Origin of the sequence: Burkholderia sp. NFPP32 (assembly GCF_900119325.1) — a bacterium.
Classification (GTDB): Bacteria; Pseudomonadota; Gammaproteobacteria; order Burkholderiales; family Burkholderiaceae; genus Burkholderia; species Burkholderia pyrrocinia_C.
In genome coordinates this window covers 361,551-387,574 of record NZ_FPJP01000002.1, presented here as the reverse complement: position 1 = coordinate 387,574, position 26,024 = coordinate 361,551, and the positions used below count along the sequence as shown (strand labels likewise).

General features: G+C 67.6%; 22 protein-coding genes. 17 read left to right on the top strand and 5 right to left on the bottom strand.

The genetic code is table 11. The features are described 5' to 3' along the window. Nucleotides 1-31: 31 nt before the first annotated feature. From pcaQ to BT264_RS06055, 3 genes are all read left to right on the top strand, one after another. Nucleotides 32-1,018, top strand: coding sequence for a pca operon transcription factor PcaQ (pcaQ, locus tag BT264_RS06065; protein ID WP_072436605.1), 987 nt, complete (start codon nt 32-34; stop codon nt 1,016-1,018). 127 nt (nt 1,019-1,145) lie between these two features. Next, entirely contained in the window at nt 1,146-1,505 is a 360-nt protein-coding gene (locus BT264_RS06060; protein WP_006751193.1) for a type II toxin-antitoxin system RelE/ParE family toxin, read from the top strand. A gap of 73 nt (nt 1,506-1,578) precedes the next feature. Beyond that, nucleotides 1,579-1,875: an XRE family transcriptional regulator gene (locus tag BT264_RS06055; protein ID WP_072436606.1), complete on the top strand. Its 297-nt coding sequence runs from the start codon at nt 1,579-1,581 to the stop codon at nt 1,873-1,875. A 141-nt stretch (nt 1,876-2,016) separates the two neighbouring features. Here the strand turns inward: BT264_RS06055 and BT264_RS06050 are convergent, their stop codons facing one another. From BT264_RS06050 to BT264_RS06040, 3 genes are all read right to left on the bottom strand, one after another. After that, entirely contained in the window at nt 2,017-3,291 is a 1,275-nt protein-coding gene (locus BT264_RS06050; RefSeq protein WP_072436607.1) for an APC family permease, read from the bottom strand. A gap of 135 nt (nt 3,292-3,426) precedes the next feature. After that, nucleotides 3,427-7,881 carry a DEAD/DEAH box helicase gene (locus BT264_RS06045; protein ID WP_072436608.1) on the bottom strand — a complete coding sequence of 1,485 codons (4,455 nt, stop codon included), beginning with the start codon at nt 7,879-7,881 and terminating at the stop codon, nt 3,427-3,429. Between the two features lie 219 nt (nt 7,882-8,100). Next, complete coding sequence (locus tag BT264_RS06040) at nt 8,101-8,625, bottom strand: metal-dependent hydrolase (RefSeq protein WP_072436609.1); 525 nt, start codon at nt 8,623-8,625, stop codon at nt 8,101-8,103. Nucleotides 8,626-9,021: 396 nt separating this feature from the next. Here BT264_RS06040 and ggt point away from each other — a divergent pair, with 396 nt between their 5' ends. Together ggt and ppk2 are read left to right on the top strand one after the other, a co-directional pair. Continuing rightward, entirely contained in the window at nt 9,022-10,743 is a 1,722-nt protein-coding gene (gene ggt, locus BT264_RS06035; RefSeq protein ID WP_072436610.1) for a gamma-glutamyltransferase, read from the top strand. 326 nt (nt 10,744-11,069) lie between these two features. Continuing rightward, nucleotides 11,070-12,020 carry a polyphosphate kinase 2 gene (gene ppk2 / locus BT264_RS06030; RefSeq protein WP_072436611.1) on the top strand — a complete coding sequence of 317 codons (951 nt, stop codon included), beginning with the start codon at nt 11,070-11,072 and terminating at the stop codon, nt 12,018-12,020. 55 nt (nt 12,021-12,075) lie between these two features. On the opposite strand, the gene BT264_RS06025 is transcribed toward ppk2, so the two are convergent. Further along, entirely contained in the window at nt 12,076-12,366 is a 291-nt protein-coding gene (locus tag BT264_RS06025; protein WP_072436612.1) for an H-NS histone family protein, read from the bottom strand. Between the two features lie 266 nt (nt 12,367-12,632). Further along, entirely contained in the window at nt 12,633-13,220 is a 588-nt protein-coding gene (locus tag BT264_RS06020; protein WP_072436613.1) for an IMPACT family protein, read from the bottom strand. 499 nt (nt 13,221-13,719) lie between these two features. On the opposite strand from BT264_RS06020, the gene BT264_RS06015 reads away from it, so the two are divergent. Genes BT264_RS06015 through BT264_RS05960 form a run of 12 tightly spaced genes read left to right on the top strand, consistent with a single transcriptional unit; the run spans nt 13,720 to nt 26,024 of the window. Beyond that, nucleotides 13,720-14,418, top strand: coding sequence for a beta-ketoacyl synthase chain length factor (locus BT264_RS06015; RefSeq protein ID WP_072436614.1), 699 nt, complete (start codon nt 13,720-13,722; stop codon nt 14,416-14,418). Then, the gene (locus tag BT264_RS06010) at nt 14,402-15,196 is read left to right on the top strand and encodes a lysophospholipid acyltransferase family protein (protein ID WP_072436615.1); all 795 of its coding nucleotides are present in this window, start codon (nt 14,402-14,404) and stop codon (nt 15,194-15,196) included. Before BT264_RS06015 ends, BT264_RS06010 begins: the two co-directional genes overlap by 17 nt. Next, a complete protein-coding gene (locus BT264_RS06005; RefSeq protein WP_034179729.1) occupies nt 15,171-15,470 on the top strand; it encodes a phosphopantetheine-binding protein in 300 nt (99 codons plus the stop codon). Before BT264_RS06010 ends, BT264_RS06005 begins: the two co-directional genes overlap by 26 nt. Nucleotides 15,471-15,473: 3 nt before the next feature. Next, the gene (locus BT264_RS06000; protein ID WP_034179728.1) at nt 15,474-15,725 is read left to right on the top strand and encodes an acyl carrier protein; all 252 of its coding nucleotides are present in this window, start codon (nt 15,474-15,476) and stop codon (nt 15,723-15,725) included. Between the two features lie 14 nt (nt 15,726-15,739). Then, a complete protein-coding gene (locus tag BT264_RS05995) occupies nt 15,740-16,357 on the top strand; it encodes a COG4648 family protein (protein ID WP_256260571.1) in 618 nt (205 codons plus the stop codon). Beyond that, nucleotides 16,354-18,045 carry an ApeI family dehydratase gene (locus tag BT264_RS05990; RefSeq protein WP_072436617.1) on the top strand — a complete coding sequence of 564 codons (1,692 nt, stop codon included), beginning with the start codon at nt 16,354-16,356 and terminating at the stop codon, nt 18,043-18,045. The genes BT264_RS05995 and BT264_RS05990 overlap by 4 nt, the downstream gene beginning before the upstream one ends. Beyond that, entirely contained in the window at nt 18,042-19,751 is a 1,710-nt protein-coding gene (locus BT264_RS05985; RefSeq protein WP_072436618.1) for a glycosyltransferase family 2 protein, read from the top strand. Before BT264_RS05990 ends, BT264_RS05985 begins: the two co-directional genes overlap by 4 nt. Next, complete coding sequence (hutH, locus tag BT264_RS05980; RefSeq protein WP_371287035.1) at nt 19,738-21,345, top strand: HAL/PAL/TAL family ammonia-lyase; 1,608 nt, start codon at nt 19,738-19,740, stop codon at nt 21,343-21,345. Before BT264_RS05985 ends, hutH begins: the two co-directional genes overlap by 14 nt. After that, complete coding sequence (locus BT264_RS05975) at nt 21,342-21,764, top strand: acyl-CoA thioesterase (protein ID WP_072436619.1); 423 nt, start codon at nt 21,342-21,344, stop codon at nt 21,762-21,764. Before hutH ends, BT264_RS05975 begins: the two co-directional genes overlap by 4 nt. Then, entirely contained in the window at nt 21,761-22,435 is a 675-nt protein-coding gene (locus BT264_RS05970) for a LolA family protein (protein WP_072436620.1), read from the top strand. The genes BT264_RS05975 and BT264_RS05970 overlap by 4 nt, the downstream gene beginning before the upstream one ends. Continuing rightward, nucleotides 22,435-24,840: an MMPL family transporter gene (locus BT264_RS05965; protein WP_072436621.1), complete on the top strand. Its 2,406-nt coding sequence runs from the start codon at nt 22,435-22,437 to the stop codon at nt 24,838-24,840. Before BT264_RS05970 ends, BT264_RS05965 begins: the two co-directional genes overlap by 1 nt. After that, on the top strand, nt 24,837-26,024 hold the full coding sequence (locus BT264_RS05960; protein WP_072436622.1) for a beta-ketoacyl-[acyl-carrier-protein] synthase family protein: 1,188 nt from the start codon (nt 24,837-24,839) through the stop codon (nt 26,022-26,024). Before BT264_RS05965 ends, BT264_RS05960 begins: the two co-directional genes overlap by 4 nt.

Sequence of the window (26,024 nt, the reverse complement as noted above, 5' to 3'; positions counted from 1 at the left end):
CATTTCATCGTCATTCGCATAACCACTCGTTATGAATAACCGTATCGCCGACGGCCGCGTCAAGTTTCGGCACCTGCAGTGCTTTCTCGCGGTCGCGCAGCTGGGCGGCGTGCAGAAGGCGGCCGAAAGCCTGTCGATCACGCAGCCGGCAGTGTCGAAGACGATCGCCGAACTGGAGGCGATCCTCGGCGTGAAGCTGTTCGAGCGCGGCCGGCAGGGCGCGCAGCCGACCCGCGAAGCGCAGTTGTTCATGCCGCACGCGAACGCGTGCATGCTGGCGCTGCGGCAGGGCGTCGGGCTGCTCGCGCGCGAGGGCGGGGCCGCCGCCGCGACGCTGGAAATCGGCATGCTGCCGACTGTCGCGGCATCGCTCGCGCCCGCGTTGATGAAGGCGCTGGCCGAGCGCTGGCCGCGCGTCGTCGTGCGGATCGCGACGGCCGCGAACGCCGATCTGCTCGAGCGCCTGAAGTCCGGTGCGATCGAATGCGCGATCGGGCGACTGTCGGAGCCGGAGCGGATGATCGGGCTCGCGTTCGAGCAGTTGTACAACGAGCCGCTCGTCGCGGTCGTGCGCGCAGGGCACCCGCTGCTGTCGAGCACGGCGCCGGCCACCGAGCTCGCGCGCTATCCGGTCGTGCTGCCGCCGTACGGCACGCTGATCCGGCAGTCTGCCGAGCAACTGCTCGGCGCATGCGGCGCGCCGCCGCTGGATTCGTTCATCGAGGTGCTGTCGGTATCGGTCGCGCGCGCGCTGGCGCTCGAGAACGACGCGGTGTGGTTCGTGCCGCTCTATGCGGCCGAATACGATCTGTCGGCCGGTGCGCTGGCGCGCCTGCCGCTGCCGTCCGCGGGTACCGACGAACCGGTCGGGCTCATTCTGCGCACCGATGCGCAGCCGTCGCCGGTCGCACGGACGCTGATCGATGCCGTGCGCGACATCGCGCGGTCGCGGTTCGGCGACAAGCGCCCGCACCGGACGCCGCGCGCCGCACGCAAGCCGGTTCGCGGCGATCGCTGATCCTTCGGGCCGCGCGACAAGCCCGGCTCAATCCCTTTCCCCGCTTCCGGATCGGCCATCCGGCCAGTAGCCGCCCTCGTGGTGCTTGGCATATCGTATCGTTTTTGGTACGATCGGTGGCAAGACGATGGCGAGACAGCAAATCCAGGTCACGCTCGGCGTGCGGTTCTTTCGCACGGCCCGGGGCAACGAGCCGGTGCGCGAATGGCTCAAGGCGCTCGGGCAAGTGGAGCGAAGGGTGATCGGCGAAGAGATCAAAACCGTTCAATTCGGCTGGCCGCTCGGCATGCCGCTGGTTCGGAAGATGGCAAAGGATCTCTGGGAGATCAGGATCGTGCTGCCCACGCGCAGCGCTCGCATCCTGTTCACGGTCGTCGGCGACACGATGGTCCTGCTGCACGGGTTCATCAAGAAGTCGCCGGCTACGCCGCCCGACGATCTCGACGTTACCGTCGCGCGCCTGAAAGCGCTGACGCACGCCATCTGAATTTCCCGGTTGCGCCGGAACGCACCGTCGTCGACGGTCGGGCAGCCGGCAACGCCATGCACTGGAGTACGACATGACGACCACGAACAACCCGCATATCGGCAGCGACTTCGATACCTTCCTCGAAGAGGACGGCCATCTCGAAGCGGCCACCGCCACCGCGATCAAGCGCGTGATCGCGTGGCAGATCGGGCAGGAAATGAAGGCGCAGCACATCACGAAAACCGCGATGGCCGCGCGGATGAAAACCAGCCGTGCCGCGCTCAACCGGCTGCTCGACGAAACCGACACCAGCCTCACGCTGGCGACGCTCGCGAGCGCGGCCGCCGCACTCGGCAAACGGCTCAGTTTCGAGCTGGTGCCGGCCTGACCGGCGTGACGAAACGGCGCGCGGTCGGTTTGCGGCGGCTGTTCGCGTGATGTGCGCAGCGAATTGGCCGGTGATCCGGCCTGCGATTCACCGGCGCGTCGCTGTGAGCTGGCAGGCGTCAGCCTATGCGCATACGGCGGGTCATTTACGCGGCCCGGTCACCTGCAGATAAAGCAGCGCGCCGCCCGCGAGCAGCAGCGGGCACAGCAAATACCAGCCCGTCGTCAGGAACAGCCCGGCAACCGCAACCAGCGAAATCCACGCACAGCGGTAAGCGATGCCGCCGCGCGGCAGCAACTTCAGCGCGGCGGCCGCACCGAGCCCATACACCATCACGAAACACCCGGACGTCACGAGCACGAGCGGTTTCGGCCCGACGTCCGAGATCGTCGTCGCGGCCAGCGCGACGGCCGCGAGCACGGCGATCACGCCGAGGCTGCGGCGCGGCACGCCGCCGACCTGGCTGCCTTGCGCGAGCCACGCGGGCAATGCGCCGTCGCGCCCGAGCGCCGCGCCGAGCTTGGCCGCGCCCGCGAAATACGCGTTCATCGTGCCGAGCGTGAGCAGCAGCGCGGCCGCGGCCGCGAGCACCTGTGCGTGACCGCCGATGCCGCCCGCGATCAGTTCGGCGAGCGGTGCACCCGATGCGCCTGCAGACGGCCCGAGCACCGTCACGCTCGCGGCGGCGACCGACAGATACAGGAACCCGACGACCACGACCGCGATGCCGGCCGAGCGCGGCATGTCGTGCGCGGGCCGGCGGAATTCGGCCGCGAGATGTGTGATCGCTTCCCAGCCGGCGAAGCTCCACACGAGCAGCGCGGCAGCCTGGCCGACCGCGAGCCAGCCGTGCGGCGCGAACGGCTGCAGGTTCGCGGTACGCGCATGCGGCGCGGACGCCAGCACCGCGGCGAGCAGCAGCGCGACGAGCAGCGCCGACAGCACGAGCTGCATGCGGCCCGATACGGTGACGCCGAATGCATTCGCGGCCGACACGGCTGCGATCAGCGCGGCAGCCGTGACGATGACCGTCGTGTGCCCGCCGCCCGTGACGGCCGCGACGTACGCGCCGCCGAACATCGCGGCGGCCGGTGCGCCGGCCGGCACCGCAAAGTAGAAGCACCAGCCGACGATCGCCGCCGCCTTCGGCCCGAATGCGCGCCGTGCGTAGGTCGACACGCCTCCTGCGTCGGGATAGCGTGCGCCGAGTGCGGCGAAGGTGGCCGCGAGCGGCCCGGAGAGCACGACGAGCGCAGCCCACGCAAGCAGCGACGCCGGGCCGGCGACCTCGGCGGCCAGCGCAGGCAACGCGATCACGCCGGTGCCGAGCACCGCGCCGATATACAGCGCGGCACCCTGGAAAATGGTCAGCGAGCCCGCGTGATGAGCGGCGGGCGAGTCGGCATGCGCAGGCATGAGCGGCAGTCTCCGGAAGTCTTGTTGTGTGTGGGCGCGGGAGCCCGCGCGGTCAATCGCACGATGCTACCCGAACGATGGCGGCAGCGCGGCCCGGCGATCAGTAGTCGGTGCTGCGCCGTCTGTCAGCCGATGTCAGCAGTGGCGTGCGAGCCGCAGGCGCGCATCCTCGCGCGCAGCGGGCGACAGTTCGGGCGCGTAGTGGAATGAACCCGACACGAGCGATGCGACGGGCACACCGTCGCGGAACAGCACGCGATTGCCGGCCAGCGCCGGCACCTTGTCGCCGGGCAGCAGCGTGCCTGCGAGATTCAACGGGTCGGCGCCCGTCACGCATATGTACTGCCCGTCACCGGGTTGCCGCCGCAGTTCGCGCAGAATCGGAATCGCCTCGGGCAGCGCGAACTGCTCGCCCGCGAGCCCGGCGACGAAACGTCCGCCGCGAACCTCGCCGCGTGCTTCGAGGCGCTGCAGCACGCGCACGAGTTCGCGCCAGCTCGGCAGCCAATCGGCCTCGCGTTCGAGCAGCCGCCAGAACACGACGCCGTAGCGGCGCAGCAGCGTCCACGCGATGTGTTCGAGCGCGTCGGGATCGGTCGCGGTCGGGCCGCGTTTCGGCGCCGGTGTATCGTCCGGCGGCGCGTGACGCTGCACGAGCGCCCAGCGGCCCGCATCGTCCATCCCGCCTATCAGCGCACCGCCGCGCCGCGTGCGCGGCGCATAGGTCGCGCTGCGCTTGACGGCCGGCTTCAGCAGCGCGCGCAGGCCCGCGTAGCTGTCCGCATTCACGAGGCCGGCCGACACGAGCTCGCCGAGTGCCTGTTCGAGTTCGACGGGCAGCATGTGCAGGTCGTCGAGCAGCGCATCGAAGAACATCGCGCCGTGTGCGGCGAGCGCGTCGCGTACGTGCGTGGCCCGCGCGGACAGCGCCGGTTGCGCGTCGGGGTCGCGCAGTGCCTGCCATGCGGCGAGGTGGCGGCGCGGCAGCAGTACGATCGGCGTCGTCTTCACGGGCGTGCCGGCCGTGCGCGCCGGTGCGCTGATGCGGGTCCACACGAGCTTGCCCGAGCGGCACAGCTCGTCGAGGCCACCCGCCATGTAGTCGGTGAGCCGCGCCGGCAGCAGTGCGTCTTCCCACGCGCTTGCCGCGGCTTCGTAGCCTTCGAGTTGTTCGACCACGGCCGCGAGTGCGTCGCGGCCAGTGCCGCGCGTGTCCGGCGTCAGGTGTTGCCAATGGAACAGGAAGCGCATGAAGTCGGCGCGCTCGACCGGTTCGATCTCGCGGCGCAGCCGCTTCACCGTATAGCGATGAATGCGCGCGAGCAGGTGGCGTTCGCACCATTCGTCCGTCGTCGCGCCCGGCGTGAACCGGCCGCGCATCACATAGCCTTCGCGCTCCAGCGCCGCGAGCGCCGTCGCGATCGACGCCGGCGGCAGGCCGAGCGGTGTCGCGATCGCGTCGAGCGCAAGCGGCCCGAAGCCGGTGAGCCGTGCACGGATCACGTCGACGAGTGCGGCATCGGCTTCCCACGGTTGCGCGCAGGCGGCCGGCACCTTGAGCGCCGGTGTCATGCGTGCATCGGTGTGCAGTGCGCGCAGGCATATGAGCCGTTCGACCGGCACCCACAGCGCGGCACCGCCCGGCGCGACGAGTTTGGTTGCGCGGCGGCGCTCCACGAGTTCCGCGAGCCGGTCGGCCCAGCCTTCGTGTGCCTGTGCTTCGCTGTCGGCGACGCATGCGAGCGTGAGCAGCGCATCGTGCATTTCGTCGGCGTCGCGCACGAGCGGCCATGCTTCGTCGCGTACCGCATCGATCGCGTCGGCGTCGAGCGCGCCGAGATCGTCGGCCGATTCGGGATCGCTCCAGCGGCGCGACTGCACGGCCTGCGTGCGGCGCTCCTCGAGCGGCGCATCGTCGAGGAATGCGTAGGGTTTCGCGTTCAGGATCTCGGCCGCGAGCGGCGACGGCGCGGGCAGGTCGCGCGCGACGAGCTCGATCGCGCCGCTTTCGATCCGGCGCAGCAGCGCGAGCCAGCCGTCGGTGTCCATCGCGTCGTGCAGGCAATCGTCGAGCGTCTGGTCGACGAGCGGGTGATGCGGTATCTCGCGTTCGCCGACGATGTTCTCGAGGCACGCGACCTGATCCGGGAACACGGTCGCGAGCAGATCCTCGCTCTTCATCCGCTGCAGTTGCGGCACGGTGCGCCGGCCGCCCGTGAAGCGCGGCAGTGCGAGCGCGGTCGTCGCGTTCCAGCGCCAGCGCACGCCGAACATCGGCGCGTCGAGCAGCGCCTGGACCAGCACGTGCTCGGCGCTGGCCGAACGCAGGTAGCGCCACACCTCGTCGAGCGCGAAGCTGTGCGCGAGCGACAGCGACAGGATGATTGCGTCGTCGGTCGCGGCGGCCTGCAGCTCGAAGTTGAAACTGCGGCAGAAGCGCTTGCGCAGCGCGAGCCCCCACGCGCGGTTGATGCGGCTGCCGAACGGCGAATGGATCACGAGCTGCGTGCCGCCCGATTCGTCGAAGAAACGCTCCATCACGAGCGTGTCCTGCGTCGGCAGCGCGCCGAGCGCGGCGCGCGTGCGGGCGAGGTAGTCGGCGATCTGGTGCGCGGCGTCGGGCGACAGGTGGAGGTCGTCGACGAGCCAGCGCAACGCCGGCGCGAGGCGGCTTTCGGCGGGGGCGATCACGGTGCCTGTTGCGGTTTCCGAGTTGGCTTTCGCGTCGCTCGCGGCTTTACCACCCGCGCGTTTGCGCTCGCCGGCGTCCGCTTGCCGGTCGCCGTCGGCGAACAGCCCGTCGAGCCGCGCGCGCAGCCGGCCGACCGCCGCCGACAGCTCGTCGCTGCGCCCCGGCGCCTCGCCGAGCCAGAACGGAATGTTCGGCGACTGGCCCTGTGCGTCCTCGACGCGCACGCGGCCCGTTTCCACGCGAATGATCCGGTACGACTGGTTGCCCAGCTGGAACACGTCGCCGGCCAGGCTCTCGATCGCGAAATCCTCGTTGACGGTGCCGACCTGGATGCCCTGCGGTTCGAGCAGCACCGCGTAGTCGGCCATGTCGGGGATCGTGCCGCCCGACGTGGTCGCGGTCATCATCGCGTTGCGGCGCCCGCGTACCGTACCGCCGACCACGTCGCGATGCAGGTATGCGCCGCGCACGCCGCGGCGGCTCGTGAAGCCTTCTGCAAGCATCTTCATCACTTCGTCGAAGCGCTCGCGCGTCAGCCGCGCGTACGGCGCCGCGCGCGTGAAGCTTGCGTACAGCGCGTCCTCCTGCCATTCCGTGCACGCGACTTCGGCGACGATCTGCTGCGCGAGCACATCGAGCGGCGCTTCCGGAATCCGCAATGTGTCGAGTTCGCCACGCTGCACGCAATCGAGCAGCGCCGCGCATTCGACGAGTTCGTCGCGCGACAGCGGGAACAGCCGGCCCTTCGGCACGCCGCCGACGTGGTGCCCCGAGCGGCCGACGCGCTGCAGGAACGGTGCGATTCCGCGCGGCGAGCCGACCTGGCAGACGAGATCGACGTCGCCGATGTCGATGCCGAGTTCGAGCGATGCCGTTGCGACGAGCAGCTTCAGTTCGCCGCGCTTCAGGCGCTGCTCGGCATCGAAGCGGTGCTCCTTCGCGAGACTGCCGTGATGCGCGGCGATCGCTTCCTTGCCGAGCCGGTCGGCGAGATGGCGCGCCATGCGCTCGGCGGTGCGCCGCGTGTTGACGAACACCAGCGTCGTGCGATGCGCGGCCGCGAGCCCCGCGATCCGGTCGTATACCTGTTCCCACACGTCGGTCGCCATCACGGGTTCGAGCGGCACGTTCGGCAGTTCGAGCGCGAGGTCGCGCTCGCGCGTGTGGCCCGTGTCGACGATCGTGCAGTCGCGCGGCGCATCGGCCGGGCCGCCGACCAGGAAGCGCGCGACCGCGTCGATCGGCTTTTGCGTCGCCGACAGCCCGATGCGCGGCAGCGCATGGCCGGCCAGCGCATCGAGACGTTCGAGCGACAGCGCGAGATGGCTGCCGCGCTTGGACGATGCGAGCGCGTGGATTTCGTCGACGATGACCGAGCGCACGTTCGACAGCATCTGCCGCCCCGACGTGGACGACAACAGTACGTACAGCGACTCGGGCGTCGTGACGAGAATGTGCGGCGCGCGCTTGCGCAGCGCGGCGCGTTCGGCCTGCGTCGTGTCGCCGGTGCGCACGGCGGTGCGGATCGCCGGCACCGGCAGGCCGAGTTGCGCGAGCGATTCCGCGATGCCGGCGAGCGGCGCGTCGAGGTTCACGTGGATGTCGTTCGACAGCGCCTTCAGCGGCGACACGTAGACGACGAGTGTCGCATCGGGAAGCGTGCCGTCGTGCGACAGCGCATCGCGCACCAGATCGTCGAGCGCGCACAGGAACGCGGTGAGCGTCTTGCCGGAGCCGGTCGGCGCGGCGACGAGCGTCGAGCGGCCGGCCTTGATGTGCGGCCATGCGAGCGCCTGCGCGCCGGTCGGCGCGGCGAACGTGCGCCGGAACCACGCGGCGACGGCCGGGTGGAACACGTCGAGCGCACTGGCGGCAGGGCGGGTAGCGGTGACGTCCATCGGAGCGTTGAAATGGGGTGCGAGCGCGCGGACGGATCGCGCGCGAATCGAATCGTCAGTGTGCCAGACGTCGCGCGTGCGTGCCGGGCCTCGCGTGCCGCTCGGGCTAGCGTGCCGACGATTCAGATCGAGATGGGGGCCTGCGCCGCACTTTCAATGGACGTAAAGTTGCGTGTGTGCCGGCACGCCGATATCGCGCCGAAGCGACACTTCAAGCGACTAGACGCGATGCAGCCAGCCGAGCCAGTGTTCGAGCAGCGGTGCGCGCGTCCACAGCGATTGCGCGAGCCACAGCGTGCCGCCCCATGCGGCGGCCACCACGATCAGGTCGCAATGCCCGCTGTTCCACAGGTTGAGCGAATGGCGCCGCCAGATCCACGGCACGCCGAGCGGGTTCGGCCAGTCGGCGAGCAGGTGCATCACGCCGCCGCACGCGAAGCCGAACAGCGGCGCGGCCCACAGCGGATGCGGATGATGGGTGAGCCCGTGCCACCCGAGCGCGAGCAGCGCGATCCAGCCGATGCCCCAGTGCGTGACGGTGCGGTGCGTGATCCACAGCCGCCGCTTGCGGGTCCACCATGCAACTTCGAGCCAGTCAGGCGCGGTGCCGCCCGCGACGCCCATGGCGAACGCGGCGAGCATGCCCGCGTGCCACGGGCCCGTTGTGCCGGTCTGCGCGACGAGGACGGCGGCGGCGACGCCGGCCGCGAAGCCGGATGCATGATGCGCATTGTGTGATGCCATAGGGAATGAGACGAAGAAACGTGAAGCGGCGCGTGAACGAAAGAAAATGATGCGACGAAAGCGGGGCGCTATCTTCTCAGATCGGGCTGGGCAACGGACGGCACGTCCGCGGATTTTTTTGTATGCATGTGTTGCATGCAGCGCAGTTCGCAACTTTCCGTTTTGTGCGTTGCGTGATGACGCGTACCGCATGCAATTCCGACCGGTTCGTATGCATGCTGTTGCTCTGCCGCGTGACCGGACGCACCCGATCGATGGGCTTTCGCGCCGTGTCGCGTGTTCGACCCTTTTTGTCCCCCTATACTACGAAACCGGCATATGGCCGTCGGCGCGCCAGCGGCTATTAGCGGACAGGTGCTTTTCCTGCCTGAAGGAGATCCACATGGGGGACATGCAATGACTACGCTGAATCGCTTCAAATCATCCGCGGTCGTGCTCGCGACGGTGGCAGGCATCGGTTTCCTGCCGAACACGCCCGTCTATGCGAAAGGTCCGCAACCGGCGGTGCTGACGAGCTCGGCGGTCGCGGTGGCCGACAAGTACAGCGCGGATGCCGCGGAGCGGATCTTCAAGGAAGGCGGCAACGCGATCGACGCGGCCGTCGCGATCGCATTCACGCTCGCCGTCACGTACCCCGAAGCCGGCAACATCGGCGGCGGCGGCTTCATGACAATCTACAAGGACGGCAAGCCGTACTTCATCGACTACCGCGAGCGCGCGCCGCTCGCCGCGACGAAGGACATGTACCTCGACAAGGACGGCAACGTCGTCAAGGGCATGAGCCTGTACGGCCCGCGCGCGGTTGGCGTGCCGGGCACGGTCGCGGGCATGTGGGAAGCGCAGAAGCGCTTCGGCAAGCTGAAGTGGAAGCAGGTGCTCGCGCCGGCGATCCACTATGCGCGCGACGGCTTCGTCGTCGACGAGCAGCTCGCGCAGCGCGGCGTCGACGCGTCGAAGGAGTTCGGCGGCAAGACCAACTTCGACAAGTACTTCTCCGGGTTGAAGGCCGGCGTGAACTTCAAGCAGCCCGACCTCGCCGACGTGCTTACGCGAATCTCGAACGACGGCGCGGAAGGTTTCTACAAGGGCAAGACGGCCGAGCTGATCGCGGCTTCGATGAAGACCGGCGACGGCAACGGGCTGATCACCACCGAGGATCTCGCGCAATACCGCGCGGTGTGGCGCCAGCCGGTGCAGGCGAAGTGGAACGGCTATGACGTGATCACCGCGCCGCCCCCGAGTTCGGGCGGCATCGGCCTCGTGCAGCTGCTGAAGATGAAGGCCGACCGCAAGCAGGATTTCGAGGGCGTGAAGCTCAACTCGCCGCAGTACATCCACCTCGTCGCGGAAATCGAGAAGCGCGTGTTCGCCGATCGCGCGCAGTATCTCGGCGATCCCGACTTCTACAAGGTACCGATCGCGCAACTGACCGACGACGCGTACATCGCGAAGCGCGCGGGCGAGGTCAACCCGAAGGAGCCGTCGGACACGAAGAGCGTGCAGCCGGGCCTCGGCACGACGATGCCGGAGAAGGCCGAAACGACGCACTTCTCGGTCGTCGACAAGTGGGGCAACGCGGTGTCGAACACGTACACGATCAACGGCTATTTCGGCTCGGGCGTGATCGCCGACGGCACGGGCATCGTGCTGAACGACGAGATGGACGACTTCTCCGCGAAGCCGGGCGTCGCGAACATGTTCGGCGTGGTCGGCAGCGACGCGAACGCGATCGAACCGAAGAAGCGCCCGCTGTCGTCGATGTCGCCGACGATCATGACCAGGAACGGCAAGGTGTCGCTCGTGATCGGCACGCCGGGTGGCTCGCGTATCTTCACGTCGATCTTCCAGGTGATCAACAACATCTACGACTTCAAGATGCCGTTGAAGGAAGCCGTCGGCGCGATGCGCTTCCATCACCAGCTGCTGCCGCCGAACACGATCTTCTGGGAGCCGTACCACCCGATCGAAGGCGAACTCGCGAAGCAGATCGAGGCGCGTGGCTACACGTTGAAGGGGCAGGACTTCAGCGGCGACATCCAGGTGATCAAGATCGACGGCAAGACGCCGGAGGCGATGGCCGACCCGCGCGGGCGTGGGGTGACGCGGGTGATTCACTGACGTGATGCGATGCGTGCGCGTTCGCGACAGCGGGTGCGCACGCCGTTGCGCGGCCGGGTGTCGGGCCCGGTCGCGCAACGCACTCAGCCGGTGGTCCGGATGAATCCGGAGATTTGCGCCGCGATGGCTGCGGGCGCATCCTCGAAACAGGATCCGGTCGGGGGATACGGTCGTGCCGCCGTCGCCCGGCTGACGCGCGGTGATCGCGCCTGCGTTACCGCATCGCGCCAGATCCGACGGGCACGGCCGGCGTTTTTTCATCAAATTGACGCGCGACACTGAGATAATGGCCGAGTTAGGCTGCGTCAATGATGGAAGGAGGCCCCATGGGCGATAACGATACCCGCACCGAGACCGACAACCTCACCGATATGGAATCGATCGAGACGCGTCGGCGCCGCTTCGAGGAAGACCTCGTCGATGCTTACGACGAAGAGCTCGAGATGGAGCTCGACGACCGCCGCTTCGACAACGGCGAGGACCTGCTGTTCTCGCTGGAGCGTCGCGAGGCGCGCAAGGAGTATTTCCGCGAGCTGTTCCGGCTGCAGGGCGAACTCGTGAAGCTGCAGGACTGGGTCATGACCACCGGGCACCGGCTCATCGTCATTTTCGAAGGGCGCGACGCGGCGGGCAAGGGCGGCGTGATCAAGCGCATCACGCAGCGCCTGAACCCGCGCGTCTGCCGGGTCGCCGCGTTGCCCGCGCCGAACAACCGCGAGCGCACGCAATGGTACTTCCAGCGCTATGTCGCGCATCTGCCGGCCGGCGGCGAGATCGTGCTGTTCGACCGCAGCTGGTACAACCGGGCGGGCGTCGAGCGCGTGATGAATTTCTGTACCGACGACGAGTACGAGGAGTTTTTCCGGTCGGTGCCCGAGTTCGAGAAGATGCTCGTGCGCAGCGGGATCCAGATCGTCAAGTACTGGTTCTCGATCACGGATCACGAGCAGGAGGTGCGCTTCCAGGCCCGGATCCAGGATCCGCTGAAGCAGTGGAAGCTGAGCCCGATGGACCTCGAAAGCCGCCGCCGCTGGGAGGCCTATACGGCTGCGAAGGAAGAGATGCTGCAGCGCACGCATATTCCCGAGGCGCCGTGGTGGGTCGTGCAGGCGGTCGACAAGAAGCGCGCGCGGCTGAACTGCATCCACCACCTGCTGGGCCAGGTGCCGTATCACGACGTGCCGCGCCCGACGATCGACCTGCCGCAGCGCGAGCATCACGAGGATTACATCCGCCGGCCGGTGCCGGACAACATGATCGTGCCGGATATTTACTGAGCGGCTGGGCGGGTTTGGGCGGCGGCGAGGGGCGAGCCGCGCAAGGCGGCGCGCGTTACTCCCGGATCAGGAAGGCGGCCCGGTCGCGCCCGGCAATCCATGTGGGTGCGCGGCCGCGCCCGCTCCACGTTGCGCCCGTCACCGGGTCGCGATACTTCATGCCGACGGTGAACAGCTTCGCACGGTCGCTGTAACCGTGACCGAAGATTTCACGTGCGGTCAGCGCGTAGCTCGTGACGAGTTCGCGCACTTGCTCCAGCACCGCATTGCGTTCGCGGCACCGTGCCGCCTTGATGCGCTGATCGAGTTCCGCAAGCTGGGCTTGCAGTTTTTGGATTTGCTGCATGCGTCCGTTATCCCGTGGCTGATTTGATTATTGGCGACGCGTGATGAGCTGCATGGCAGCACGCCCGGCCATGGCGTGCTGCCTTGGCCGGAGGCGCATCTCACGCAGCGTGCTCCGGCCTGCCGGCAGCGCATTTGCGGAGCGTGTCGCCGGGAACCCGGTGAGATTAGGACTCGGCGCGCCGTTTTTCTATCGGACGTATCTGAATTTTCGGCTGAATTTGCATGAGGCCGTGATGGCGAGGCGGGAGGAGGCGCGTCAGTTCGTTACAGATCCGGAAACCCCGACCGCCCCTGCGTCAGGTCGAACAACTCGGTTCTCGCATCGGCCTCGGCGGTCTCCGGCAGCTTGATCACGAGCTTCACCGTCATCCCGTACGCGCTGTCCACCAGTTCATACCCGGCCTGTTCGATCCAGCGGCGCACACGCGCTTCCTCGGGATAGCCGATCTCGATCGCGAGTCGCGTCTGGCGGATGCGTTCGATGCGCTCGGCATCGAGCAGCGCCGATGCGATCGCATCCGTATACGCGCGCACCAGACCGCCCGCGCCGAGCTTCACGCCGCCGTAGTAGCGCACGACCGCGCCGAGCACGCCGTCGAGATCGTGATGGCGAAGCACTTCGAGGATCGGCCGGCCCGCGGTGCCCGACGGCTCGCCGTCATCCGACATGCCCGACTGGCCACCCGCCAGCAACGCCCAGCAAACGTGGGTGGCGGTCGGATGCTCGTTGCGCAGGCGCTGCAGCACCTGCATCGCGGCGTCGCGGTCGTCGACGGGAATCGCGTGCGCGATGAAGCGGCTCTTGCGGATCTCGAGTTCCCGGGTAGTGGCAGTGGCGAGCGTATAACTCATCGAAGGGAGGGCGTGCGATTCTGCATCGGGTTCACAGCAGTCAATTTTGAGGTGCGGCTGAAATGGCGGGCGTCGGCGGACCGTCAAACGGCCGGCGGATATTCGGTGTGCCCCGCATTTTATCTCACCGTGCAATTTGCTTTCCGGCCTATGCCCGGCCCAACCGGCGCGTGGTGCGCGTTGCGGATCACGAACAATATTGGGTGAGGCGAAATTTTGGCCGATTGACAAATCATTTTAAATGTCCCGGACTCGCTGCCGTCCGATGTTGATTTTTTGTAACCCGTCTGTTACAGTTCGCCCCCACCGGAATGCCGGTGATTAAGTAATGCTGATTGATAATCCGGCTGCTGCGTCGTCCGGCGATTTTCCTTTGTTTTCCCGATGGGCATGCTGCGCTGTCTGCGCGTTTCGGCGAAAATAGCAATCGGCCGTCGGACACCCGATGACGCGGAATACGAAAAAACCCCAAAGAAAACAAGTCTAATCGAGAATAATAATGGCTGATTTGCATTGGACCATGCCGATCGCCAGATGGACGTCGATTTCGACCGCGGGGGTGCCGGGCGTCGAAGCCCTCGATCCGATGGTGCGTCGTCGATTGAGCCGATTGTCGCGGCTCGCGCTGCAGGCCGCTTGCGACTGTGCGGACGTGACGGGTGCATTGCGCGTGGTATTTGCGTCACGCCACGGCGAACTGGCGCGCACGACAACCATTCTCGATGCTATTCAGGCCGGCGAGCCCGTTTCCCCGACGGCCTTCAGCCTGTCGGTACTCAACGCGGTCACGGGCATCTTCGGTATCGCCCGTCGCGACCGATCGCCTGCGACGGCAGTCGCCGCCGGGCACGAAACCCTCGGCTATGCGCTGCTCGAGGCATTTTGCCAATACGAAACGTCTTCCGTGTCGCCGGTGCTGCTCGTTCATGCGCATGAGCCGGCCGACACTGTCTACGGCGATGTCGGGGACGATCCGCAAAGCGGGGGAATCGCGATCCTGGTCGACGCGACTGCGCCGGCCGGCTACTTGACCTGCGACGTCGCGATCGACAGCGCAAACGATTCGCCGGCGGCTGGCAGTGTGGAGGCCGATACGCAGAGCGCGGCGGTCCGGCATTGCCTGGCCGAACGTGTCGCCACGGCATGGCGCGGCGGCGACGCGTACTGGCGCTGGAGCTGGCATGATCGCGCGGCTTGATTTCGGCTGGCGGCTCTTCGCGACCGGCGCCAGCCTGGCCTTCTTCGTGCTGTGCGGATCGGTTTTCTCGCTGCTCGCCGCCGCTGCCGGGGCGCTGTGGCCGCATCGACGCTCGCGTCAGCGAGTCGTAACGCTTGTCATCCACTACTTCTTTCGTCTGCTGGTCGCATTGCTGCAACGCGTCGGCGTGATGCGGCTGGAGGTGTCCGGCGTATCGCGCCTTGGCGAAGGCGGTCCGGCAATCGTCGTCGCCAATCATCCGACCTGGCTCGACGTGATGGTGCTGTTGTCGTTGACGCCGAAAGCATGCTGCGTGGTCAAGCGCGGGCACTGGGGCAATCCATGCTTCTGGGGTATCGTCCGGGCGGCCGAATACGTGAGCAACGCCGATGCCGTCGAATTGGTCGAGTCCGGCGCGCGGCAACTGGCGGCCGGCTACACGATGATCATCTTTCCCGAGGGCACGCGCAGCCCCGGCGGCGACCGTCTGCACGCGTTTTCGCGTGGCTTCGCGCACATGGCGCTGCAGTCGCGCGCCCGGATCCTGCCGGTCCTGATCGATTGCGATCCACCGGTATTCACCAAGACGCTGCGCTGGTATCACGTGCCGTCGCGCGCGTTCCGCATGCGGATCGACGTGCTCGATCCGATGGATACGGATGGGTTGACTGGCGGCGCAGTGTCGCCGTCGATCGCAGCCCGCACTATCGCGCACGAAGTGGAAACGCACATTACCCAACACCTGTTTCGGCATGGATACTTTAAAACTGCAAATTAAGCAGCTTCTGATCGAGATGCTCGATCTCAACGACATGACCATCGACGATATCGGCGACGACGTGCCGCTTTTCTCGACCGACGGAATCGGACTGGATTCGGTCGACGCGCTGGAAGTCGGGATCATGCTGCGCAAAAAATTTCAACTGTCGATCGCGGCGAACGATGAGCACGCGAAGGCGCATTTTCGTTCGATCAATACGCTGGCCGCGTTCATCGTGAGTCAGCAGGCGCATCACGCGCCGCAGGAAGCCGTGCCGGCAAAAGGGGTGTGACACGTGACCGACGCAGAAATCCTTGAGCGCATCCGCGCCATCTTTCATGAGAACTTCGCGATCGAACCGGAGCGCGTGACTGCCGATACGCATCTGTTCGACGAACTCGATCTCGACAGCATCGATGCAGTCGATCTCGCCATCAAGCTTCAGGAAATGACGGGCCAGCGCATCAAGCCGGAAGAGTTCAAGTCGGTGCGAACCGTCGGCGACGTGATTGCCGCGGTTCACGCGTTGCTTGCACGCGCCGGATGACATCGGTTGCGCATATGCGAGTGACCGGCACTGTCCGGCCGCGTTGGGTCGGTGTTGCAGCGCGAGCGGCACTGGCGCTCGCGTATCCGCTCGTCATCCTGTTCGCGTGGCAGATGCTGACGCCGCGCTATGTCGGCTGCCTGCTGTTCGTGCTGTTGTGGGTGCAGCGCACGATCGGGAAAGGGGCGTTCGCGATGGCGCTCAAACGGCTCACTGCGCACGACTGGTGCGTGGCAGGTGCATTGACCGTCCTGTCGCTCGCGATCGCCGTGACGGACAGCGAGCGCCTTCTCCGTTTCTATCCGGCGTGCGTGAGCGCCGGCCTGCTGGTTGCATTCGGCGCGACGCTGCAACGCGGCCCGACGATGATCGAGAAATTCGCGCGGCTGAGGTATCCCGAGCCGAGCCAGACGATCGTTTGCTATACGCGGCGTGTCACGCAGATCTGGTGTGCGTTCTTCATCGTGAATGGCGGGTTTTCCATCTATACGGCGCTGTACTGGAGTCGGTCTGCGTGGGCGCTCTATAACGGCGCGATCGTCTACGTGCTGATCGGTGCGTTGCTCGCCGGCGAATGGCTCTGGCGCCGCGTGGTCATAACGGCGCGCTCCGGCGGGGGGGACGTCGCATGATGGCGTTGCACGACCTTCTGCGCGCCGACGCGGACGCGGCCACGATCGTCTGCCGCGACGGTGACGCATATTTCACGCTGGCCGACTTGCGCGCCCGTACGGAAGCGATCGCGCGAACGATCGAAGCCGCCGGTGCGCGTCGCGTCGCGGTCTGTGTCGACGATCCATACGATTTCGCGTGCGCGTTCTTCGCCACGATGGCGGCGGCGAACGAAACGGTGATTCCGGCCAGTGCGGCTCCCGGTTACTTGCACGAACTCGCGCACGCGTACGATCTGCTGCTCGACGCGGCAGCGCTGGCGGAATGCGCGCGCGAGTGCGTGGGGGGCATCGAGGCCGCTGGGCGCGCGATCGCACCGGATGCGGCGATCACGCTCTACACATCGGGCAGCAGCGGCGCCGCGAAACCGGTGCGCAAGTCGCTGGCCCAGTTCGATGCCGAGGTGCGGACGCTGCAACGCGAATGGGGCGGGCAGGTCGGCGCGGCGGTCGCGCTGTCGAGCGTTCCGCATCACCATATCTACGGACTGCTTTTCAGAATCCTGTGGCCGTTGGCGGTCGGACGCGCGTTCGACCGCGCGTCGGTGCTCGAACCGCAGCAACTGCAGCAGCGGCTTGCGGCATACGGCGACGCCATCGTCATATCGACACCGTCGCAATTGATGCGCTGGCCGGCATTGCCGGGTTTTCCGATGCAGGATCCCGCGCCGCGCCTGTTCTTCTCGTCGGGCGGCCCGTTGCCTGAGGAAACGGCGTTGGTGTATTCGGCGGCCTTCGGCGCCGCGCCGTTCGAGATATTCGGCAGCACCGAGACGGGCGGCATCGCGTGGCGCCGTCAGGATCTGACGAGCGCGTGGCAGCCGATGGCGGGAATCGATGTGCGTCGCGACGACGACGGCGCGCTGATCGTGCGCTCCGCGCATCTCGGTCACGACGACTGGCATCGCACCGACGATACCGCACGCTTCGATCGGCAGGGACGTTTCGAATTGACGGGGCGTCGCGATCGCGTGGTGAAGCTCGATGGCAAGCGCGTGTCGCTGCCCGAACTCGAAACGCGGATTCTCCAGCATCCGTATATCGGACAGGCCGCGGCGACGGTCGTCGAAGGCACATCGCGCGCGCACATCGGCGTGGTCGCGGTATTGACCGACACCGGCCGCCAGATATTGAAGACCGACGGCCGCGTGGCACTCGCCGCGGCGTTGCGGCACGACCTCGGCGAGTATTTCGACGCAGCCGCGTTGCCGCGCTACTGGCGGTTCCGCTGCACGATGCCGTTCGATGCGCGCGGCAAGCTGCCGGCGTCGACGCTCGCGGCCGCGTTCGCACCGACGGCGGAGGGTTTTGAACTGCTGGCCGAGTGGCTCGACGCCGACAGCCTGCATTACGAACTGCGCGTGCCGGCGGCGCTCGCGCATTTCGATGGTCATTTCCCCGGCATGCCGATTCTCCCCGGCGTCGTGCAGATCGATTGGGCCGCCCGGCTTGCCGGCCGCGCGTTCGATACAGCGCTCGCGGTCCGCTCGATCGATCATCTGAAGTTCAAGGCGCCGGTTCCGCCGGGCGCCGTGCTCGCACTGCGCCTCGCGCACGATCCGGCACGCGGATGCGTGCGCTTTGCGTTCCGGCGCGGCGCGCGCGAATGCACGTCGGGTACGCTCGTTTATGGCGAGGCGATGCAATGACCGGCGTCTGTATCGTCATCCCGATCTACAACCATCGCGACGCGATCGGCGATACGCTCGCGCGGCTTGCCGTGCACGGGCTGCCGATCATCGTGGTCGACGATGGCAGCGACGGGCCGACGCAGCAGACACTGGCCGGGCTGGCCGTGCGGTATGCGGACTGCATGACCTTGCTGCGGCTGACGGTGAATGGCGGCAAGGGGGCGGCGGTGATGGCCGGATTGCGCGCGGCGCGCGAGCGCGGTTACCGGCATGCGATCCAGATCGACGCCGACGGGCAGCATGACGCGGCCGATGTGCCGAAGTTCGTCGCGGCCGCGCAAGCGGAACCGGACGCGGTCGTGCTCGGCCGTCCATGTTTCGATGCAAGCGTGCCGAAAGCGCGCCTGTACGGCCGCTATCTGACGCACGTGTGGGTCTGGATCGAGACGCTGTCGCTGGATATTCCCGACGCGATGTGCGGATTCCGCCTCTATCCGGTCGATGCGGTCTGCACATTGATCGACACGGTGCCGATGCCGAAGCGGATGGCGTTCGACAGCGAGGTGCTGGTACGGCTTCACTGGCGCGGCATGACGTTCCGGACGATTCCGACGCGTGTCGTTTATCCGGAAGACGGCGTGTCGCATTTCGATGTATTGCGCGATAACGTGCGCATCAGCGCGAGCCATACGCGACTGGCGCTGGGCATGCTGGCACGCGCACCGTGGTTGATCGCGCGTCGGCTGTGCCGGCGACGCGGCTCGCCGGGCGCGGGCCGGGCGCAGTCGTGGTGGCGCATGCCGGAACGCGGCAGCCGCGTCGGGATGGCGCTGCTGGCATTGAGCTGCCGCTGGTTCGGCACGCGTATCACGTCGATGTGGCTGTATCCGATCGTCGGCTACTTCGTGCTGACCAACCGCGCCGCGCGCGTCGCTTCGAACGCCTATTTCACGCGCCTGCGCGGGGCGGGCGGCGTGGGCGCGGCACCGCGTCCGGGCTGGCGCACCGCGTACCGGCACATGCTCGCGTTCGCGCAATCGGGCTTCGACAAGTTCGTCGCGTGGTCCGGCCGGCTCGACGAATTCGACGTTCGCTTCGACGACGCGTCGGCGTTCGATGCACTGGCCGCCAGCGGGCGCGGCGCGCTCGTGATCGGCGCGCATCTCGGCAATCTGGAGATGACGCGGGCACTTGCATTGCGCGACGCGCATACGAAAGTGACAGCGGTGGTCTATACGGAGCACGCGCAGCGCTTCAACGAGATATTGGCGAAGACGAGCCGGGATTTCGGCAAGCAACTCGTCCAGGTGACGGATTTCGGGCCGGACACGGCGCTCATGATGCAGTCGCGCATCGATGCGGGCGAACTGCTCGTGATCGTCGGCGATCGCGTGCCGCCGCACGATGCGGGCAAGACGGTCGATGCGTGCTTTCTCGACGCCGCCGCGCCGTTTGCACAGGGGCCGTACATCCTGGCGCACGCGCTCGAATGCCCGGTTTACCTGTTCTTCTGTCTGAAAGAGGGGCGAGGTTACCGGCTCTACTTCGAACCGTTCGCCGATCGCATCGAGCTGCCGCGCCGCGACCGCTCGGGACATGTGGCCGCATGGGCGCAGCGCTATGCCGAACGGCTCGAGCATTACTGCCGCAAGGCTCCCTACCAATGGTTCAATTTCTTCGATTTCTGGGCGCGGCCCGATGGAGGTCCGCGTGGCCGAACATAACGTGACCGACGAATTGCACGCACCCGCCGCGGCGCGGTCCGAAACGGCCCATGCGCCGGTCGTGATCGGCGCACGGCATCTGACCATCGAGGATGTCGTCGCGATCGCCCGCGGCGGCGCACCGGTGAAGCTGAATGCGGATATCGGCTGGCGCGAGCGCATCGAGCGCGGCGCGGCGCGGCTGCGCGATTACCTCGCCGGCGGCGGGATCCTGTATGGCGTGACCACCGGATACGGCGACGCGTGTGTTGTCGACGTGCCGCCGGCGCTCGTCGAGGCGCTGCCGCTGCAGTTGACGCGTTATCACGGGTGCGGGATGGGCGACTGGTTCGATGCGCAGCAGACGCTGGCGATCGTCGCCGCGCGGCTCAATTCGCTCGCGTTCGGCTATTCGGGAGTGCGATTCATGCTGCTCGAACGGCTGGCCGACCTCGTGAATCATCGGATCCTGCCGCGGATTCCGTCCGAAGGTTCCGTCGGCGCGAGCGGCGACCTGACGCCGTTGTCCTATGTCGCGGCCGCGCTGGCCGGCGAGCGCACCGTCCTGTTCGACGGCGCCGAATGCGAGGCGCGCGATGTCTGGAGCACGATCGGCCACGCGCCGCTGCAACTGGCGCCGAAGGAGGGCCTCGCGCTGATGAACGGCACGGCGGTGATGACGGGGCTCGCTTGCCTCGCGTTCGCGCGCGCCGACCACCTGACGCGCATCGCCGCGCGCCTGACCGCGCTGACGACCGTCGCGCTCGACGGCCGCGCCGCGCACTTCGACGCGCGGCTGTTCGACGCGAAGCCGCATGCCGGGCAGGCCGAGGCGGCGGCCTGGATACGCGCGGACCTGGCCGGTCGCGACGACACGCCGGGGCACCGTCTGCAGGATCGCTATTCGGTGCGCTGCGCGCCGCATGTGATTGGCGTGACGCGCGACGCGCTGACGTGGGTGCGTCGCGATGTCGAGAACGAGTTGAACAGCGCCAACGACAATCCGTTGATCGATCCTGACGACGGCAGCGTGTTGCACGGGGGAAATTTCTACGGCGGTCACATCGCGTTCGCGATGGACGCGCTGAAAACGGCGGTGGCCAATCTCGCGGACCTGATGGACCGCCAGCTCGCGCTGCTCGTCGACGACAAGTTCAGCAACGGCTTGCCGCGCAACCTGACGGGCGCGACGGGCGATCGCGCGGCCATCAATCATGGCTTCAAGGCGGTGCAGATCTCCGCATCGGCATGGACGGCGGAAGCGCTGAAGCACACGATGCCGGCGAGCGTGTTCTCGCGCTCCACGGAGTCGCACAACCAGGACAAGGTGAGCATGGGCACGATCGCGGCGCGCGATTGCCTGCGCGTGCTCGCGCTGACGGAGCAGGTTGCAGCGGCGCATGTGCTCGCGACCGTGCAGGCCGTGCGGCTGCGCCAGCGGGATGCCGCCGGCACGCACCTGTCGCCCGCGCTGCGCGCGTTCGTCGACGACGTGGGCAGCCGTTCGCCGCTGGTGGTGGAGGACCGGCCGCTGGAAGCCGAGCTGCGCGCGTTGACTGCCCGGCTCGCCGCCTGCGACCCGATCGGTGCATCGTCTTGCAGGGAGGCCGCATGAATGCGCCGGGAGCGCCGCTGACGGCGACGGCCCGTGTCGAAGTCCCGTTTCACGACGTCGACGCGATGAACGTCTGCTGGCACGGCCACTATCTGAAGTATTTCGAAAGCGGGCGCGCGGCGTTGCTGCGGATGATCGACTACGACTATCCGGCAATGCTGGCGTCGGGTTACATGTGGCCGGTTGTCGAAGCGCACCTGAAGTACGTGCGGCCGGCGACCTACGGCCAGCAGCTCGATGTGCGCACAACGCTGCTCGAATTCGAGAACCGGCTGAGGATCGGCTACGAAATCGTCGATGCCGGGTCGGGCGAGCGCCTGACGAAAGGGTACACGGTCCAGCTGGCCATCGACGCCGCGACGCGGGAGTTGCAGTTCGTTTCGCCGGCAGCGTTGATCGAACGGGTGCAGGCGCGATGACGACGAACAGTGGCTACCGGGGATTTCTCGCGGCGCTCGGCGTATGCGCGACGTTCGTTGCGGGTATTGCGCACGCGGCTCCGGCCGCGTCGACAGCGCCGGCTGCGGCGCGGCCCGAGAACACCGCGCTCGTGTCCGACATCGCGGCGAGGCTGGCGCGAGTCGGCGCAATCCGCGCCGATTTTCGGCAGACCCAGACGCTCGCGGCGATGAAGCAGCCGCTCGTCAGCACGGGCTCGATGCTGTTCGATCGAGCGTCGGGTGTCGTGTGGCGGATCCAGACGCCGTACCAGGCGACCTACGTGATTACCGATGGCGGCGTGCGCGAAGTCGGGGCCGATGGCCGGCTTGTCGCGCCGAGCGGCAACGGCCGCGGCGTCGCGCAGGTGTCGCGGATGATGCGAGACATGCTCGGCGGCGATCTGTCGGCGCTGTACGCGCAATTCGACGTCGAAGCGAGCGGCACGCGCGAACGCTGGCGGATGCTCCTTCGACCTAACCAGCCGCAGCTCGCGCAGGCGGTCCGCACGATCGAGATGGGCGGCGGCACGTATCTCGGCCGGCTCGACATGACGTTCGCGAACGGTAACGTAACCACGCTCGAATTCACGCGGGCGACGCCGGTGGACGGTCCCGCGCCGGCCGAGCGCGCGTGGCTGGGGACGCGCTGATGAGCGAAACGCGCGACGCGATCGACGTCCCGGCCAGGCTTGTCCGGCGCCGGCTGCGCTGCGCCGCGTGGGCACTGGTCGCACTCGTCGTCGTGCTTTACTGCATCTGGCGTTTCATGGGGCCGTCGCCGTTGCAGACGAACCTGCTGGCGCTGCTGCCCGCGACCGAGGCGAATCCGGTGGCCGAGAAGGCGGTCGAGACGATCGGCAACATGCTCGGCGGCCGCACCGTCTATCTGGTGACCGACCGCGACGCTGCGCGCGCGAAAGTCGCCGCAAAGCAGTTCGGTGCCCGGCTCGCGCATAGCGGTGCGTTTCGCTCGGTGACGGTCGAGGTGCCCCCGTTCGACGTGTCGCAGATCGCGGCGACCTATCTGCCGGCCCGCTTCGGATTGCTGACCGAGGCCGATCGCGCGTCGCTCGAACGAGGCGACGCAGCGCTTGCCGACCGGCTGGCCCGGCGACTTTACGGGCCGCCGGCCGACGGCCTGCCGACCGCCGTCGCGGACGATCCGTTCGGCTGGCTCCAGCACTGGCTCGCGGGCCTGCCGCTGGCAACGTCGAATCTCGCGCTCGAGGACGGGATGCTCGTGTCGCACAGCGACGGCGTCACGGGCGTGCTCGTGATGACGTCGCTTGCCGGTTCGGCATACGAATCGAAAGTCCAGCGGGCGGTGCGTGACGCGACCGCCGATGCGGAGCGCTCGGTCGGCACGGATTATCCGGGCGCGCGAATCGATCGTGCCGGCGCGGTGTTTTACGCGGAAGCCGCGCGCGCGAGCGCGGAGCGCGACGTGCACGTGATCGGCGCAGTGTCGCTCATCGGAATCGCATTGCTGCTGACGAGCGTGTTCCGCACGCCGCGCCTGCTGGTGCTGGCGTTTGCATCCACGGCGTTCGGCATCGCCTGCGCACTCGCGGCGACGCTGCTCGTGTTCGGCAAGCTGCATCTCCTGACACTCGTGTTCGGCGTGAGCCTGATCGGCGAAGCGGTCGATTATTCGATCCAGTATTTCGTCGTTCATCTATCCGCCGGAAAGCAGTGGGACGCGCGACGGGGCGCGGCTGCCGTGCGACCTGCGCTCGCGGTTGCGCTCGCGACGAGCCTGCTCGGCTACGCGATCCTGATGTGGGTGCCGTTTCCGGCACTGAAGCAGATCGCCTGCTTCGCGATGGTCGGCATTGCGGCCGCGTTCGCGGCCGTAACGGGGTTTCTGCCGCTGATGCTCACACAGGCGCCGAAGCGAACGCCTGCACGCGTGTTTGCGTGTGCCGCGCGCGTGCTGGCAGGTTGGCGATCCGTGCTGGGCGGGCGGCGTGCGATGGCGGCCGCGGTGCTGCTCGCTCTCGTCGCGGTGCCGGGCTGGATCGCGCTGCGTAGCGACGACGACATCCAGTTGCTGATCCAGCGCGATCCGGACCTGGTGCGCCAGGAGGGCGAAATTCGCGCGGCGGTCGGCCTCGAGAACACGGCCAGATTCTTCGTGGTCCAGGGCGCGACACCGGAAGACGTGCTCGAACGATCGGCCTCGCTCGTCGCGTCGCTGGCGCCGCTGCATGTCGGCCGGGTCCAGTCGATCGCGGCATTCGTGCCGTCGGCGCGGCAGCAGGCGCGCAATCGCGCGGTGTTGGCCGAACGCGTGTTCGCGGATCCGGCGGCGTTGCGCGCGACGCTCGAACAGGCGGGATTCCGCGACGATGTCGCGCATGCGTGGATTGACGCGTTCGCTCGCGACGCACGGGCATCGTTGTCGGTCGATACGTGGCTGGCCGCGCAATGGTCGGCGCCGTTCCGCCATCTGTGGCTCGGCAAGGTTGGCGAGCGCGATCCCGTGTACGCGGCGATTGCGATTCCCGAACGGGCCGACGCGACGGACGTCGCGTCGTTCGAAGCGATCGCGCGCGGCCTGCCGGGCGTGACATGGGTCGACAAGGCCGCGAGCGTGTCGAGGCTGTTCGGTGCGTACCGCGTCGACAGCGGCTTGTGGCTCGCCGGCGCGCTCGTCGTGGTCGCCGGTCTGCTGGCGTGGCGTTATGGCGTGCGCGGCGGTCTTGCGACGACGCTGCCGGTCGTGCTGGCGATCGGCCTGACGCTGGCTGTGTTCGGCTATGCGAACGTGCCGCTTACGCTGTTCAACTGGCTTGCGCTGATGCTGGTGCTTGGCGTGGGCGCGAATTATGCAGTATTCCTGCGCGAAGGGTGTATGCGGGACGCGGCCGATCTCGGCGCCGTCTGGACCGGCGTGCTGCTGTCCGCCGCGACGACGCTGCTGTCGTTCGGCATGCTGGGCGTGAGTGCGATGCCGGCATTGCGCAGCTTCGGTACGACGCTCGCGTTGGGCATCGTGTTTTCGGTACTGTTCGCGCCGCTCGCGACACCGTCCCATACGGAGAATCGCGCATGAACCTGACACAGGCGCCCGTCTATCTGTCGGCACTCGGCATGGTCAATGCGCTCGGCGGGTCCGTCGACGAGATCGCCGATGCACTTCGCACCGGCATGTCGCCAGGCATGGGCCCGCACGCGGCAGAACCCTCCCGTGGCTGGGTCGGGCAGGTGTGCTCGCCGCTCGATATCGCGCCGCCCGCACAGCTGGCGCATTTCGACTGCCGCAACAATCGCCTGCTGCTGGCAGCGCTCGCGCAGATCGCTCCTGCCGTCGATGCGGTGGTGGCGCGTCACGGGCCGCGCCGGATCGGCGTCGTGATCGGCACCAGCACGTCCGGCATTCGCGCGGCCGAGGACGCGTTCGCGCAGCGAGCGGCGACCGGCGCGATGCCGCCCGGATTCGATTACCGGCAGATGGAAATCGGGACCGCCGCACCGTTCGTACGGGCGGCGCTGGGCCTGGCGGGGCCGGCCTATACGGTGTCGACTGCCTGCACGTCGAGCGCGAAGGCGTTCGCGGCGGCGCGTCGCCTGCTGCGCCTGAACCTGTGCGATGCGGTGATCGTCGGCGGCGCGGATACGCTGTGCGAGATGACGTTGCAGGGCTTTGCGTCGCTGGAATCGGTCAGCCCGACGCGGACCAATCCGATGAGCCGTAACCGATGCGGGATCAATATCGGCGAAGGCGCGGCCGTGTTCGTGATGAGCCGCGACGAAGCCGCGGTGCGGCTTGCCGGTGTCGGTGAATCGAGCGACGCGCATCACATCTCGGCACCGGACCCGGCCGGACTCGGCGCGGAGGACGCGCTGCGCGCGGCGCTCGCCGACGCGGGCGTGACACCGTCTGCGATCGGCTACGTGAACCTGCATGCGACGGCAACGCGCCTGAACGACGAGATGGAAGCGCGCGTGACCGCGCGGGTGTTTCCCGCCGGCGTACCCGCGAGCGGAACGAAGCCGCTCACGGGGCACCTGCTCGGCGCGGCGGGCGCGACCGAACTCGCATTCGGCTGGTTGACGCTCGCCCGCGGGTTGTCGCTGCCGGCGCACGTTTGGGACGGCGAGGCCGATCCGGCGTTGCCGGCGCTGGATTTCGTACAAACGGAACGCCGGCTGGCCGGCGAGGCATCGGGACAGTATGTGATGAGCAATTCGTTCGCTTTCGGCGGCAGCAATGCCAGCCTGATCCTGGGGAACTGA

What these genes read in the sequence shown, in the direction of transcription:
- BT264_RS06040 (WP_072436609.1), bottom strand. Translation starts at nt 8,625, where the DNA reads ATGGCATCACACAATGCGCATCATGCATCCGGCTTCGCGGCCGGCGTC.
- BT264_RS06055 (WP_072436606.1), top strand. Translation starts at nt 1,579, where the DNA reads ATGACGACCACGAACAACCCGCATATCGGCAGCGACTTCGATACCTTC.
- BT264_RS05960 (WP_072436622.1), top strand. Translation starts at nt 24,837, where the DNA reads ATGAACCTGACACAGGCGCCCGTCTATCTGTCGGCACTCGGCATGGTC.
- BT264_RS05990 (WP_072436617.1), top strand. Translation starts at nt 16,354, where the DNA reads ATGATGGCGTTGCACGACCTTCTGCGCGCCGACGCGGACGCGGCCACG.
- ggt (WP_072436610.1), top strand. Translation starts at nt 9,022, where the DNA reads ATGACTACGCTGAATCGCTTCAAATCATCCGCGGTCGTGCTCGCGACG.
- BT264_RS06025 (WP_072436612.1), bottom strand. Translation starts at nt 12,366, where the DNA reads ATGCAGCAAATCCAAAAACTGCAAGCCCAGCTTGCGGAACTCGATCAG.
- BT264_RS05985 (WP_072436618.1), top strand. Translation starts at nt 18,042, where the DNA reads ATGACCGGCGTCTGTATCGTCATCCCGATCTACAACCATCGCGACGCG.
- ppk2 (WP_072436611.1), top strand. Translation starts at nt 11,070, where the DNA reads ATGGGCGATAACGATACCCGCACCGAGACCGACAACCTCACCGATATG.
- BT264_RS06060 (WP_006751193.1), top strand. Translation starts at nt 1,146, where the DNA reads ATGGCGAGACAGCAAATCCAGGTCACGCTCGGCGTGCGGTTCTTTCGC.
- BT264_RS05970 (WP_072436620.1), top strand. Translation starts at nt 21,761, where the DNA reads ATGACGACGAACAGTGGCTACCGGGGATTTCTCGCGGCGCTCGGCGTA.
- BT264_RS05975 (WP_072436619.1), top strand. Translation starts at nt 21,342, where the DNA reads ATGAATGCGCCGGGAGCGCCGCTGACGGCGACGGCCCGTGTCGAAGTC.
- BT264_RS06045 (WP_072436608.1), bottom strand. Translation starts at nt 7,881, where the DNA reads ATGGACGTCACCGCTACCCGCCCTGCCGCCAGTGCGCTCGACGTGTTC.
- BT264_RS06005 (WP_034179729.1), top strand. Translation starts at nt 15,171, where the DNA reads ATGGATACTTTAAAACTGCAAATTAAGCAGCTTCTGATCGAGATGCTC.
- BT264_RS06010 (WP_072436615.1), top strand. Translation starts at nt 14,402, where the DNA reads ATGATCGCGCGGCTTGATTTCGGCTGGCGGCTCTTCGCGACCGGCGCC.
- pcaQ (WP_072436605.1), top strand. Translation starts at nt 32, where the DNA reads ATGAATAACCGTATCGCCGACGGCCGCGTCAAGTTTCGGCACCTGCAG.
- BT264_RS06050 (WP_072436607.1), bottom strand. Translation starts at nt 3,291, where the DNA reads ATGCCTGCGCATGCCGACTCGCCCGCCGCTCATCACGCGGGCTCGCTG.
- BT264_RS05965 (WP_072436621.1), top strand. Translation starts at nt 22,435, where the DNA reads ATGAGCGAAACGCGCGACGCGATCGACGTCCCGGCCAGGCTTGTCCGG.
- BT264_RS06020 (WP_072436613.1), bottom strand. Translation starts at nt 13,220, where the DNA reads ATGAGTTATACGCTCGCCACTGCCACTACCCGGGAACTCGAGATCCGC.
- BT264_RS06015 (WP_072436614.1), top strand. Translation starts at nt 13,720, where the DNA reads ATGGCTGATTTGCATTGGACCATGCCGATCGCCAGATGGACGTCGATT.
- BT264_RS05995 (WP_256260571.1), top strand. Translation starts at nt 15,740, where the DNA reads ATGCGAGTGACCGGCACTGTCCGGCCGCGTTGGGTCGGTGTTGCAGCG.